This is a genomic window from Chryseolinea lacunae (assembly GCF_016735595.1).
In the GTDB taxonomy this organism is placed as follows: Bacteria; Bacteroidota; Bacteroidia; order Cytophagales; family Cyclobacteriaceae; genus Chryseolinea; species Chryseolinea lacunae.
This window is the reverse complement of the sequence record NZ_JAERRB010000015.1, coordinates 36798-50852: the sequence shown is the minus strand read 5'-3', so window position 1 is coordinate 50852 and position 14055 is coordinate 36798. Positions and strand designations below refer to the sequence as shown.

General features: G+C 54.8%; 12 protein-coding genes. 5 read left to right on the top strand and 7 right to left on the bottom strand.

Annotated elements, in window-relative coordinates; genetic code table 11:
- Window position 1: 1 nt before the first annotated feature.
- Genes JI741_RS28775 through JI741_RS28765 form a run of 3 tightly spaced genes read left to right on the top strand, consistent with a single transcriptional unit; the run spans window position 2 to window position 3720 of the window.
- Window positions 2-799, top strand: a complete 798-nt coding sequence (locus tag JI741_RS28775; RefSeq protein WP_202015610.1) for a hypothetical protein — start codon at window positions 2-4, stop codon at window positions 797-799.
- An 11-nt stretch (window positions 800-810) separates the two neighbouring features.
- On the top strand, window positions 811-1314 hold the full coding sequence (locus JI741_RS28770) for a DOMON domain-containing protein (protein ID WP_202015609.1): 504 nt from the start codon (window positions 811-813) through the stop codon (window positions 1312-1314).
- Between the two features lie 9 nt (window positions 1315-1323).
- Window positions 1324-3720, top strand: coding sequence for a M43 family zinc metalloprotease (locus JI741_RS28765; RefSeq protein ID WP_202015608.1), 2397 nt, complete (start codon window positions 1324-1326; stop codon window positions 3718-3720).
- Window positions 3721-4144: 424 nt separating this feature from the next.
- Here the strand turns inward: JI741_RS28765 and JI741_RS28760 are convergent, their stop codons facing one another.
- A complete protein-coding gene (locus JI741_RS28760; protein WP_202015607.1) occupies window positions 4145-4390 on the bottom strand; it encodes a hypothetical protein in 246 nt (81 codons plus the stop codon).
- 141 nt (window positions 4391-4531) lie between these two features.
- Between JI741_RS28760 and JI741_RS28755 the strand changes: the two genes are divergently transcribed.
- Window positions 4532-5632 (top strand): GAF domain-containing protein, encoded by a 1101-nt coding sequence (locus JI741_RS28755; RefSeq protein WP_202015606.1) that lies wholly within the window; start codon window positions 4532-4534, stop codon window positions 5630-5632.
- Between the two features lie 56 nt (window positions 5633-5688).
- Here JI741_RS28755 and JI741_RS28750 read toward each other — a convergent pair whose 3' ends face one another.
- Window positions 5689-7425, bottom strand: coding sequence for a T9SS type A sorting domain-containing protein (locus JI741_RS28750; RefSeq protein ID WP_202015605.1), 1737 nt, complete (start codon window positions 7423-7425; stop codon window positions 5689-5691).
- Window positions 7426-7795: 370 nt separating this feature from the next.
- Here JI741_RS28750 and JI741_RS28745 point away from each other — a divergent pair, with 370 nt between their 5' ends.
- A complete protein-coding gene (locus JI741_RS28745) occupies window positions 7796-8749 on the top strand; it encodes a phosphatase PAP2 family protein (protein ID WP_202015604.1) in 954 nt (317 codons plus the stop codon).
- Window positions 8750-8790: 41 nt separating this feature from the next.
- On the opposite strand, the gene JI741_RS28740 is transcribed toward JI741_RS28745, so the two are convergent.
- The 5 genes from JI741_RS28740 to JI741_RS28720 form a co-directional block, all read right to left on the bottom strand.
- Window positions 8791-10731: an LTA synthase family protein gene (locus JI741_RS28740; protein WP_202015602.1), complete on the bottom strand. Its 1941-nt coding sequence runs from the start codon at window positions 10729-10731 to the stop codon at window positions 8791-8793.
- A 175-nt stretch (window positions 10732-10906) separates the two neighbouring features.
- On the bottom strand, window positions 10907-11869 hold the full coding sequence (locus JI741_RS28735) for a phosphatase PAP2 family protein (protein ID WP_202015600.1): 963 nt from the start codon (window positions 11867-11869) through the stop codon (window positions 10907-10909).
- A gap of 178 nt (window positions 11870-12047) precedes the next feature.
- Window positions 12048-12557, bottom strand: a complete 510-nt coding sequence (gene msrB, locus JI741_RS28730) for a peptide-methionine (R)-S-oxide reductase MsrB (protein WP_236676324.1) — start codon at window positions 12555-12557, stop codon at window positions 12048-12050.
- 208 nt (window positions 12558-12765) lie between these two features.
- Complete coding sequence (locus tag JI741_RS28725; protein ID WP_202015598.1) at window positions 12766-13521, bottom strand: PepSY domain-containing protein; 756 nt, start codon at window positions 13519-13521, stop codon at window positions 12766-12768.
- Window positions 13522-13989 carry a DUF3347 domain-containing protein gene (locus JI741_RS28720; RefSeq protein ID WP_202015597.1) on the bottom strand — a complete coding sequence of 156 codons (468 nt, stop codon included), beginning with the start codon at window positions 13987-13989 and terminating at the stop codon, window positions 13522-13524.
- Between the last annotated feature and the right edge of the window lie 66 nt (window positions 13990-14055).

Genomic DNA, 14055 nt, shown 5'->3' with positions numbered 1-14055 from the left:
TATGATGCGCAACACGACGATACGGAATTTGTGTTTGACCCTGGTGGCGCTCGCCGCGCTGGTGTGGAGTTGTGAAACCGAACGGGTCATTTTCGAAGGCCCCTACCACGTGCGGTTCTCCGACACCGTGCAGGTGCTGAAAGAAAGCTATAGCAAACCCCTGCAGGTAGAAGTGCACCTCGTGGGCCCTCAACTCGCCGACGACATCACGGCCACCTACACCGTGAGCGGCACGGCACGCGAAGGCATCGACTACACCATTGTGGGCACACGGGGCGTGGTGAAGATCGCCAAGCAAAACAGCTTTGGCTACATCACCGTGCAACTCATCAACAATGCCAACAACATTCTCCGCTCCCAAAACCTGGTGTTCACCCTCAACACCACCAGCAACGACGAGATTCAGGTGGGACAGGCCGGTAGCACCATCGGCAAAAAATTTATGCTCACCATCCAGGACGATTGCATTCTGGGCGGTTCCTATTCCGGCATCAAAAACGAATTGACGGTGCCCGTCACCGGCATCTCGATTGTGAGCACCGACTGCGAAACCTACACCTTGTCTAACTGGGACATCGGTGTGTTTCAATTCTCCCGCGAGCGCGACCTCACCTTTGTCGACAACGGCGACAACACGCTCACCATTCCCGACCAAGAAGAAACAACCCTGCTGGCCGACTCGGCCACCATTAACGGCTCCGGCTTTGTGAATCCGCTCACGCGCGAAATCAACATGAAGGTGAAGCTGGTGGACTATAAGGGGCAACCCGAATTTTCATTTAAGCTCGTACGGGACTAAACCAACGCGAAATGAAAACATGCTACACCATATTGCAATCGCTGGCCCTGCTGCTGCTGGCTTCGGCCTGCAACGAAGAGCTGAAGCCCAAACCCTATACCTACACGCAGGTGTTCACCGGCGAAAGCAGCCGCTCGTGGAAGCTCACGCGCCTCACCATCAAAGAAGACGGCAAGGGCGATGTGAACTTCAATGAAGCCGACCTCCGCCAGGCGCTGGGCGCCTGCGCGGCCGACGACCTCTACACCTTTCACGCCGATCCACAAAAAACATTCGAAGTGCTCGAAGGCGCAACCACCTGCAAACCCGGCGACCCGCAGGTCTACCTCACCGACACCTGGAGTTTTTCCAATGCCAACGCCACGCTGTCGTTTGTGTTTCCGGTGCTGGCCGATGTGCGCCTCCCCTACTTTGTGCGCAATGTTGACGACTCGCAAATGGAGATCGAAATCTTCCTCGACGAAAATAATACCAGTAGCTATCGCATGGTTTTCAAGGCTACCAATTCTAACTAACGACAAGGCATGACACGTGGCGTTTTTTTGACAATAGCATTCCTCACCGCAGCCCTCGGTTCCGGCCTGGCCCAGACATCGATCCGCCAGTGCGCAACCATGGAACAGGACAGCATCAACAAACGGCGCTATCCCGAACGCAAAAACTTCGACGACCTGGAGCAGGCCATCCAGGCCAAGATGAAAGAATTTCAACACCAGAGTCCCAACGGCCGCCCCCAGGCTGAACTCATCACCATCCCCATCATCGTGCACGTGGTGCACAAAGGCGAAGCCGTGGGCACGGGCATGAACCTGAGCCAGGCCCAGATAAAATCGCAGATCGAAGTGCTCAACGAAGACTTCCGCCGCAAGGCGGGCACCAACGGCTTCAACACAAGCCCCGTGGGTGCCGACATCGAAATTGAATTCTGCCTCTCGCCTGTAGACGAGCAGGGCAACCTCCTCACCGAACCTGGCATCCACCGCTACAACGGCGGCCAGGACACCTGGACACGCGCACAGATCGACAACTCGCTCAAGCCCACAACCATCTGGAACTCCGCCAAATTTTTCAACGTGTGGACCCTCAAGTTCGGCGGCGAAGATGCCAACCTCCTGGGCTATGCGCAATTCCCCGACCAGTCGGGCCTCTCCGGTCTCAACGACGTGGGCGGCTCCGACAAAACCGACGGCGTGGTCATTCAATACACATCCTTCGGCTCGGCTCAGAAAGGAAGCTTCCCCATCATGTCGCCACCCTACAACAAAGGCCGCACCCTCAGCCATGAAACCGGCCACTGGCTCGGCCTGCGCCACATCTGGGGCGACGGCTCCTGCGCCACCGACTTTGTAGACGACACACCGCCTGCCCAGGGTCCCAACAGAGGCTGCCCCACCACCAAGCTCAGCTGCGACAACGTGAACCTGCTCATGCCCCAAAACTACATGGACTACACCGACGACGACTGCATGAACATCTTCACCATCGGCCAGAAGGCACGCATCCGCGCCGTGTTGTCCGTTAGTCCACGACGCAAAGCGCTCTATGCACAAGGTTCGCTCTGCGCGCCGCCCAACGTCACCGACCCGCCGGTGGTCAGCTTCATTGCCGACAAAACAAATTGTGTGCTGTCGGGCAGCGAAGTGCGTTTCACCGACCTGTCTACCAACTTCCCCACACAATACTACTGGAAGTTCGAAGGCGGCGACCCGGCCTCCTCAACCGAAGCCAACCCCAAGATCCGCTACAACGTGGCCGGTGTCTACAAGGTGTGGCACAGCGCCAAAAACAAAATCGGATGGGCCGACACCCTGGAGGTGGCTGGCTACATCACCGTGTCGTCTGAAGGCCTCTGCTCCAGCTTCTCCAACTTCAAACCCGAATACACACCCACTGTGCTCGACGCGGCCGACTTCGGCGCCTACACCGGCTACCTCGCCGGCACCAACAGCACCAAAGCCAAGGCCTACTCCGAACTGTTCAACAACACGTGTGGCTATAAATACATCAGCGGCGTCAAAATCAAATTCGGTCATCTCGAATCCCTCAGCGAAGACGCCACCATCAACGTCACCGTCTGGAATGCGCTGGGCTACCAAAGCGGACCCGGCGCCGTGCTCGAACGCAAAGAACTCCTGCTCAAACAAGTGCAGGACGACATCGCCAACAACCGCTTCACCGAAGTGACCCTCGACCGCGAAACACCCGCAGCCTTTGGCAAACCCTTCCACGTGGGCATCGAAATTGTGAACGACGCGGGCTATAAACTCGCCGTCATCACCTCGGCCAACAACGAAGCCACCAACTCCACCTCGTGGGTGCAGGACGACAACGGCGAGTGGCGCTCCATGACCATCGCCTTTGGTGCCAACGTGGCCCTCAACATCGTGCCCATTGTGGGCGCTAACCCCTCGGTGCAGGTGTCGTCGTCCAAGCTGCTCATCGAGCCGGGCGAACAGGTCATCCTCAACGGCCGCGGCGCCAGCATCTTCTCCTGGAGTTCCAGCGACAACACCATCAGCGATGTGCTCGGTCCGCAACTCACCGTCAACCCCGTGCGCACCACCACCTACACCGTCACTGGCTCCGGCCTCGAACTCTGCCACCCCAACGCAACGGCCACGGTATACGTGAGTGGCACCCCCACGCCCACCGAGCGCGCCGACCTCAACGCCTCCATCCAACTCCACCCCAACCCCGGCACCACCCGCCTCAACCTCACCATCGCCAACGACTATGCGGGCCAGGTAACCCTGCACACCCAGTCCATGCTGGGCCAGGATGTGATGGCACCCCAGTCGCTGCTAAAGGACACGCCCACGTTAAGCACCGCGATCGACACCTCCACGTGGCCGGCGGGGTTGTATCTTATCCATGTGAGAATGGGATCGCAGGGTGTATTGAAAAAGTGGATTAAGAAATAATATTAACTCGATAAAAAAGATCCGGCCCGAAGCCGGATTTTTTATTTCAGAGCGTGTCCGCCAGTTGGCGGCCGCGCTGTCCACTATACTCCTCGCGCCACACACATCCCACCCTGCTGTGGGGTGCCGTTCCCATCGCTCACGCACACTCTCCTTCTAATTGAACATCGGCGAAATTTCAACCCGCGCGCTCACGCAACTTTGATCAGCGCATGGCAACGAAAAACGTCTGTTGTTAGCGAAGACATCTAAGAATTGCTGAACTGGCGTGGTCATTCTTTGATAATCTTTTCAGAAGCTTTCAGTATGATGATCTAAATGATTACAATTCCCAAATACAAACTGTTAAGCATCATAAATTCTGTAGTGCAGCAACCGCTCTGCTATTTGTAGATTCGTATATCCTTTTCCCTTCAACGCCAGATCAGATTCGAACAAGTTCAACCGCATAGTCAATTGGAAAAAACTGTACATAGCGCACTCCGCCGTGTTCATAAACCATATCCTCAGTTTCTTCAATCTTAAAAAAAACAATCTCGGAATCAAGGCTCAATCTTTCCTGCATGTATGCTAACAAACCTTCTGAGTCTGCACTTAACTTTTCATTTTCATACAACACTTTTAATTTTTCGGGATTGATTAGGTACTCTATTAAATCGATCAGCTTCATATTTATTAAGCTATAAGTTTTCAACATCACTATCACCAAGCCTCTGACGCGGCAATAAATTCAGGATTTTTAGTGGATATTCTTCCAAATAACTTTTAAATTAATGTTGTCGTTTTTCACAACTGTTGTCACAATAAAGTTATGGATGAGCATTCGCGCCTTATCGATCTACTTGAGTACCACATTTTAGACACGCCTCCTGAAAAGGGCCTTGACGATCTCGTCGACATTGCGTCCGCCATCTGTGGCACTCCCATTTCACTCATCACCTTCATCGACGACAAACGGCAATGGTTCAAAGCCGTGAAAGGTCTCGACGACAAGGAAACGCTCCGTTCGGACTCGTTTTGTCAACACGCATTAACAAAACCAAAAGAATTGCTGGTAGTCAACGATCCGCTAAACGACGAACGGTTCAAAAACAATCGCTACGTCACCGGCACACCCAACATCCGGTTCTATGCAGGCGCACCGCTGGAGACGCCAAAAGGAAACGTGCTGGGAACACTCTGCGTCATCGACGACAAAACACGCGAAATCTCCGAAGAACAAAAGCGCGCCCTTCAACTGCTGGCCAAAAAAGTGATGGACATTCTCAACGCCCGAAAACTCCTGCACGATCAGGAAGAGCAAATTGAATCGAGCGCCGTGTTGCTAAAAAAACTGACCGACCAGGCACCGGGCTGCATCTACCAATTTGAAATGAACGAGACCGGCGATTTCTTTTTTCATTTCATAAGCAACGGCATCACTTCCCTAAACCCCCTGCTCACCCCCGACGCCATCAAAAGCAAAACCGTCTCGATCATGGACCTTATGCACGCCGACGACAAAGCCAAAGTCCGAAGCGCCATAGACCAATCCTACAAAAATCTTTCAGACATAAGTGTGGAATTCAGAATGACCGAAGCGGACCCAAACAAAACGTCGTGGTATTGGGCCAAGGCCAAGCCCGAGAAAATGCAAAACGGCAACGTACTCTGGTATGGCACCTTCCAGGACATCTCAAACCGCAAGGCCTACGAAGAAGCCCTCGAACAAATCACCCACGACATTTCACACGTGCTCCGCCGCCCCGTTGCCACCATGCTGGGCCTGACATCCGTCATCGAAATGGAAAAGCCCAACCACGACCAACTGCTGGAATACATCAACTACATCAAGGTGGTCTCCCAGGAAATGGACAACTTCACCCGTAGGCTAAACGCCGTCTATTCCAAAAAGAAAGAAGCCCTCCACTAACCTGGCGCGGGTCTGCGACCCGCGCCCCTGATCTTCAAAGTCTCCGACTTTCCCCTCTACCGTTTCACAAACCGCGCAACATAAATCACCTCACCCCGCGCCTTCACACGAACACAATACACGCCCGCGGGCCATCCCTGCACCACCACTTCCTCCACCACGCTTGCCTCGCGCTGCCACACCATTGCGCCATCAATATTCATCACCTCCACACGCACCTCACGCGGCATTTGTTCCAGCACAAGATTTCCCTCACTAACCGGATTGGGAAACATGTGAATCCTTTGCTGTTCCATTTCTTCCGTCGCAGTCACCGTGCCGGGGTCAGTAGGTGGTGTCGTGGGCGGTGTGACCGGTGGCGTCACGGGTGGTGTTGGTGGTGGTGTAACAATCGGCGTGGCGGCATCCAGCATCCACAGGTCCGACAGTGTGCCGTAGGCAAACGACGTTTCACCCAGACCGGCGCCACCATAGATCCACAGGTTGCCTTTTGCATCCACCCAAGTGGCCGCGCCGGTGCGTGCGCCGGGTTGGTTGGTGTCGGCAGTTGTGTTCAGTGTTCCAAACACAGCCAGCGGTTCGGAGGTCACGTTCAGATTTGCGCCGGCCACCCACGTCCACTCCAGTGTTTTCGCATCCAGCTTCCACACATCGTTGCCATAGGTGCCCAGCACATCGCCGCCAAACAGCCAGAGGTTGCCGGTGGCGTCGGTCCAGGTGGCTGCGCGCGAGCGCGCCATGGGCAGGTTGTTGGTCGAGGCCACACCGCGTGTGCCATATTGCCCTTCCAGTTTGGTGCGCACGTCGGCGGCCTGGCCACCCATCCAGGTCCAGCGTTTAGACGTTGGCCGATAGCGCCACAGGTGCGTGGTGTATTGCGAGAACAACGGGTTGCCATTGGGTTCGCCGCCGAAAAACCAGAGGTTGCCTTCGGCGTCTGTCCACCCCGTTGCGTTTGTCTGTTTGGGAGGCAGGTTGCAGGGGCCTGATGCATTTCCGGAACAGGGAGCTTCCACACCCAGCGTTCCATAATCGCCCCAGTTGCGTTGCGGCGGATCGCCCCATTGCCACATCCACACATTGCGCGTCTGGTCATAGCGCCACAGGTCGTTATAAAACACGTTGGGCAACGCCCAGCCATCGGCCCAGCCGCCGCCAAACAAATAGAAATTTCCGTCTTTGCCCTTCCACGCGGTGCATCCGATGCGGCCACCGGGTTCGCCGCCGTTGCCATTGCCCAGTATTCTGATTTCGTTGGCGCGCTTGGCACCGGCCATCCACACCCACTGATTTTGTGCCGGCACATATTTCCAGACATCGTTCAGGTAGCCCTCCTGTTTTGCGGGGTCCACATCGAGCGAGGCTTTGCCGCGGCCACCAAACATCCACAGGTTTCCCTGGTCGTCCACCCAACCCACGGCGCCGCGTCGCGCGCCGGGATTTGTGCCTGGAGTTTCAACGCGCAGGTTTCCATAGGTCCCGGCGGCGTTCAGTCCGCTGGGTCCGTTCATCCAGGTCCACCATCCGGTGGTGGCATCGAAACGCCAGAGGTCGCTATATAAATTCTGTTTTATTCTTCCGCCCCACAGCCAGAACGCACCGTCGGGTGTGGTCCAGGTCAGGGCCTCCTGCCGGGCACCCGGCGTGTTGGTGGCCGATGCCACACCGCGCACGCCCCAGGTGGGCGACGTTTCAAAATTCTTTGAGCCGCCCTTCCAGGTCCAGCGATACGTTTGGCTGTGCACCGGGCCAAGAGCCAGCAGCAGCAAACCCATCAAGCAAAATTGTTTCATGTGATGTTGTGGTTTTTGAAATTCACCACAAGCTACCGGCCCTCACTGCAAAAATTCTGCAGTGGCGCAGCACGACAAAAAAATCCGGACAACAGCGCGGTATCTCCGATAAAAGCCCACGTTCAAACATGTATTATTGATGCACGGCTTTATCTGAAACTGCACAATCATCCTCTGTTGTATACGGCGTCATCTGCGTTGTCAAACATTCCCTGACCGGTGTACCTTTTTCCAAAGAATCGCGCACCGGTCAATGTACATATCATCGAAAAAATTGTACTTTAGAGATGCATAACGCTGGTGTAAGGCGGCCCCCGAATGTTGATGGAATGATTTCGTTGTGCAGACTTTTTTGGATAACATTTTTTTAATGAAAATACTTTTCCCCGCGCTGGTGGCGGCTTGTTTTTTTAGGCCTGCATGCGCTCAGCAAGACGCCCAGCATTATCTCACACAGGTGGCACACCCGGGCACATCCCGTTCATTCTACCCTTCACAAATTGTGCGGTCGTCGCGCACGGATGTTGAACGACAAGCCGTGGAGTTTCGCGAGCAGCAAGCGTCGCCGTTTCGGATTTCGTTTGCCACACCGCGGTCGCTCGCCGAGGCCATGCCTGTGAACTTCCGCACGCTGCCGGCCATGTCGTTGCCGGAAGAGCCGCGCATAGCGCCTCCGTTCTTCAAACGCAATCTCACGCGGGCCGTGGCCGTGCCTTCGTTGTTCATCGCCATGGGTGCCCTGGGAACCAAAGATGCGGTGGTGCTGGAACGCTATAAAATAAAAGAAGAGCGCGACGAACACATGCCCGACTTCCACACGTCGATCGACAACTTTTTGCAGTACGGCCCCGCGGCCGCCGTCTATGTGCTCGACCTCCTTAAAGTGAAAGGCGAACACGACGTGCTCAACCAAACGGTGTTGCTCGTCAAGTCCGAGTTGCTCATGGCGGCCATCGTCTTCCCTATCAAAACCATCACCAAGGTGCCGCGTCCCGACTCGGGCGCGCTCAATTCGTTTCCTTCGGGCCACACCGCCACAGCGTTTGTTGCCGCCACATTCCTGCACAAGGAATACGGTAAAAGACATCCGCTCTATAGCGTGCTGGCCTACACAGCCGCCACGGGCGTCGGAGCATTACGGGTCATGAACAACCGCCACTGGATCACCGACGTGGTGGCCGGTGCAGGTGTAGGCATCCTGTCTACCAACCTGGTCTACCTCACGCACAAAAACAAATGGGGAAAGAAAAAGAATGCACCCGTCATCATGCCTACCTATGGCAACAAAACCATGGCGGTCAGCATGACGTGGGCGCTTAACTAAACGGTGTTCCGCTTAGTAAACCAGGCGTTCAGAATTTTCATCTACTTCATCAACCCTTCGCGAAACGCATAGCTCGCGGCCTGATACCACGAAATGGCTTGGGCGGCCAGGGCCTTGTCGTCGTTGGTGCGCGTCACCGAGTCGCTGCCAAACGTGATGTTGAAAGTCTCCTGTTTTCGCTGTGGCGATAACACCACCATCTTGCTGTCGCGAATAAAACCGAGGTTCTGATACGTGCTGATGAACACGCGCTCGCGGCCGGGCTCAAGTTGAAAAATGTCGTAGCCATAAAACTTGCTCTCATAGCTGAAGTTCAGCAATCCCAGCAACGTCGGCCCAAGGTCGATCTGGCTCATGAGGCGTTCCATCTTTGCGGGCGCAATGTTGGCAGGCGAATAAATGAGCAACGGAATGTGATACTTGTTGATGGGCAGTTCTGTTTTTCCCGCACTCGACGCACAATGGTCGGCCACAACCACAAAGATGGTGCTGTCGAACCACGGCTTGTGACGCGCGCGCTTAATAAAATCGCCAATGGCATAGTCGGTATACTTCACGGCGCCCTCGCGGCCGGTGTGCGACGGAATATCAATTCTTCCTTCCGGATACGTATAAGGCCGGTGGTTCGAGGTGGTCATGATGTGCGCAAACGCGGGCGTGTTGCTCTTCACCGTTTTGTCGATCTCGCGCAGGGCCAGCGTAAACAGGTTTTCGTCGGCCACGCCCCAAATGTTTTCATAGTCAATTTCTGTATCGGCCAGCTCGCTTCGGTCCACCACGGTGTAGCCGTTGTTGGCAAAGAAGTAGTTCATGTTGTCGAAGTAGCCGTAGCCGCCATAGATGTATTTTGACTCATAGCCCTTCTCTTCAAACACTTTGCCCAGCGAAAAAAGATTTTCGTTGTGGGGCCGGCGCACAATAGACTGCCCCGGTGTGGGCGGCACGCAAAGCGACAGCGCTTCCAACCCGCGCACGGTGCGTGTGCCCGTAGCATAGAGGTTGGTGAAGAACAGGCTGTGTTGCGCCAGCGAATCCATGAACGGTGTGATGTTCACCGTGCTGCCAAAGGCCGTGAGAAATTCGCCGCTCAGGCTTTCTACCGAAATCATGACCACGTTCAGCTTCTTCTCTTCGCCGGTGTGCACAATGCGGCGGCGAATGTCGAAGGGGTCGTTGGTCACAAATGTGGCTTCGGGTGTTTTGATCATGTCGCGCAGTTCGGCAAAGGCTTTGTCTTGCGGGATGGTGGCGTAGAACTGATCATAGTTGAGTTCGTTGTTCAGGTAGGCGGCAAACAGTTCATACATGCCGTTGCCGGCCAACTCGTTCACAAACGCATTGCTGCTGAACTGGTGATACTTGCTGTTCACGCTAAAGAAAAACAACACGGGCAACACAGCATAGGCCAGAAACACCGTGCTCCGTTTCCGGAAGCGCACAGGCTCTGCTGCCGGCAGCCGCTTCACAATGTGCCACAATGGATAGAGAATTAATCCGCAAACCACCACCAATGCCCCCACAATGGCGCCGATGGGATATGACTGCTGAATGTTGCCCAACACCTCGTTGGTATAGACCAGATAATCAACCGCAATAAAATTGAAGCGCGTATTAAACTCTTCCCAGAAAAACCATTCGGCCACGGCGTTGAACAGCAACAGAAACGTGAAGAACGTGAGCAGCACCATCAGCACCACGCGGTGCCATCGCTTGCCATACACGCGCTGCGGAATCAGCCACAGGTAGAGCATCACCGGAATCACAAAGTAGGCGCTGTTGATCAGGTCGAAAAATAATCCCAGGAAAAAGATGCCGAGCAAATTTCCGAACGAGGCCGCCACATCGGGCCACGAATACATCAAAAACACAAGACGTGTCAGAAACGAAATGCTCACCAGCAGGAGCACCAGCACAATGGCCAATCCGAAGCGTCCGTAGAGATATTTCGAGGCGCGGCCATCCTTAAAAAATGTTGTAATCATGTAAAAAATAGCTTGAACAAAATAATCAGGCGATCCGGCCGGCAAAAAAAACCGAAGCCATCACACACCATTCCCGAAAGATAAGGAAGCTACCCCGGTAAACCAATCTGCCCACCGGCTGTCGGGCGAACGAAACGACGCGAAGTTTTTGGATTTCGAAAATCAGGCTTCGACGCTAGCGTCTGCGTTCCGGGCGGTATTGCACCAGCCGGTTCATCTTCACGGTGGCCTTGGCACACACATAGCCGATGCCAATGGCCAGCGGATAGTCGCTCACCCAGTGCACGCCGTTGTTCACCATAGCAGCGCCCACCAGTGTCATCAGGGTGTAGCCAACCGGTCTGATCCAGCGCTTCTCCGGATAGTTGTCGGCCAGCACGGTCACAGTGGCCATCATGGTGGCAATGTGGCCCGAAGGAAACGCGTCGTATTTCGGAGTGTTGTTTGTAAATTCTTTGAATCCCGGCAGCGGACGCCACACACCGGTGGGCGACGTGGCCATGAACGGGCTCTCGCGACCCGTGATGCGCTTGATGGCCTGCGTGAGCACACCCACCGTGAACTGCACCTGCAATATCTGGCTGGCCGTAGACACCGAGCGGCGATCGCGCTTGATCTTGCCATAGACCCAAAGCCCCCCCGAAATGGCCACACTGGTGAACCCTTCGCCGATGGAATAGAACGCCGTGTTCACATTCTGCGGAAGCTGATAGACCGGCACATCCTTCGAGCCAAGCTTGAAGCCGATCAGTGTTTTGTATTCGGTGTCGGGACTGATGCTGGTGTAGTCGCAAAAATTCTGCACGCCCCGCTGCATGTGGTGATCGAGCGGAATAAAAATCAAGGTGGTGGCCGCAATAATTCCCCACGCCGGCAAGGCCTTTTTCCGGAACGCGTCCTTGGCCGACCAGCCGATGGTTTTGGGCACTTGCCAGATAAACGAAAACGGCTTGGGTGTTTTGTAAATCATCAGCTGGTCCTTATAGGGAACCACCGTGGCTTTATAGGTCTTTGAAGAATCGGCTGAATAGAGCAACGAGTCATACGACTGCGCGAGGCTCGCGTGCTGTGAAAAGAGGATGAATAGCAGTGCAAAAATTCCCTGATAACGGAGAGGTGTGCGTAAGTGTAGCTTCATGCAAGAACCGGTATTTTGAAAGTGTAGTGGGGAGTCAACACGCGGTCAAGGTATATAAAAAAGCGGCACATTCAAAGGCAAAGCAGGCCATAAGCCTACAGGCGCATGACGCGGTTCAGGAGTTCAAAAAAAAAGGGATGCCTGTCAGGCATCCCTCTCCCATCGCATGGCGATGTTATCATTTTTTCTTCTTCGGTGCCGACTCAAAATTCAACGACGTCGAATTCACGCAATAGCGTTTGCCGGTGAGTGTGGGGCCGTCGTCGAACAAGTGGCCAAGGTGGGCTCCGCAGCGCGCGCACACAATCTCGGTGCGCAACATGCCATGCGAGCGGTCTTCTATTTTGATGATCTTGTTGCCGGCAATCTCCTTGTCGAAGCTGGGCCAGCCGCAATTTGAATCAAACTTCATATCGGACGTGAACAGCTCGGTGCCACAGCCCGAACAGGTATACACACCCTTTTCGTGGTGCAGGTAATATTCGCCCATGTAGGGCGCGTCGGTTCCTTTTTCGCGGAGCACGTGATATTGCTCGGAGGTGAGAATCTTCCGCCATTCTGCGTCGGTGCGCTCAATCACTTTGGCCGTGTCTTTCGCAATCTTCGCTTTTTCGGCCGCCCGGTTCTGGCCGTTGCCCGTGCAGGCCGCAAACAGGGCGACACTCACAATAAACATGAATCGTTGCATGACTTTTTGTTGGTTTACATTCAAAACGCTAATCGTCTCCGTTTGGTTTGCGGCATAATGTCGCCTGAAATACATTTCACCCAGATATAAAAAATGGCGCAAACCCGGCAGATTTTTCCAGTGAAGAATCCCACCCAGGATCACATACGCAATGCGACCCCTGGTGGGATTTCTTTGGAATGAGATTTCTCTGCGTCGCGTCGTCTGGTTATCCCCAACGGGTGATGCGTTTCAGCGTGCGCGACGAAACAATGAACAACGCGAACCCCGAAACCACGGTGACAAGTCCTGCCAATGAAAAAATCTTGAGCAGCACGTTGTTGAAATTGTCTTTGGTGGCATAGTCCATGGTGTGAAACATCCACAGAAAATCGAACGCGCGCCATTGATCGTGACGCACGGCTTGCAAGGTTCCCAACTCGGCGCTCACATAGGCCGTGCAGGCCGGTTCGGAAAACGACACGGCCCACGCCGGCAAAGGCTTCTCGCGATACTCGTGTTTGGGATCGGTGCTGGCCAGATATTGAACCGATGCAACCTTGGCACCGGCCACGAGGTTCTCACGCGCCACGGCCACCGCCTGGGCTTCGTTGAGTGCAGGCAGTAGCGCGCCCGTGGTGGCGTCGGCCAGCGCGTGGTGCACATGCAGGTGCATGCCCTCGCCCACATGGCCTGAAAAGTATTGAAGCTGGTAGACCGGCTTGCCCAGCAGGCTGATCAACTGCACCGAGTGCAGCGAATCGACCGCCTGTGTGGCGGCCAGGTTTCGGATGGCCGCCGACGGCGGCACCACCTCCACCCCACCGGCCAGGTAGCGGGCGGGTTTTCGGAGGTGGTCGCCGTGCACGTTGTCGATGTTGTTCCAGCTGAAGTACAAGCCGCTGATGGTCCAGCCTAAAAATTGAATGCCGATGAAGAGTCCGAGATAGCGGTGTGCTTTGCGGAGCAATAACGATTTGGTCATCTATTTCAAGGTCTCCTTCACCATGCCGCAGTGCAGCATCTTGTCGCCAAAATAGGGATTCTTGATGTCCTTGTCGTTCGAGAGCCAGAAGGCACCGGCGTTGTTGTTGGCCATGGGGCAATAGTCAACATACAGGGTGCCGGCCGAAAGTTTGCCGGCCTTCACCAGCGTGGCCATTTCATTGCTCAACGTCGAGAAGGCTTTGCGCTGATCGTCGAGTGTGGCGCCCGAAGAAACTTTCAGGGCCTCGGCGGCAGCCGCTTTTCCGTTCGACACGGTGGCCAGTGTTTTTTGCAGTGTGGCCGCCGTAGTTTTCACATCGGCGCTCTTCGAGGCGACCAACGCATCTTTCACTTTCACATACTGTTGATAGGCATCGCCCAGGTTTTTGTCGGCAAAGGTGGGTGCCTGTGCAAAAGACGAGAGGCTCAGACAAAGCGTCGCGAGCAGGATGAGTGTTGTTTTCATAGGTGAATCGTTTTGAGTTATTGAGTTTATGATTGGGGTTCCGGATTTCTCCAGAGTTAAGTTTTC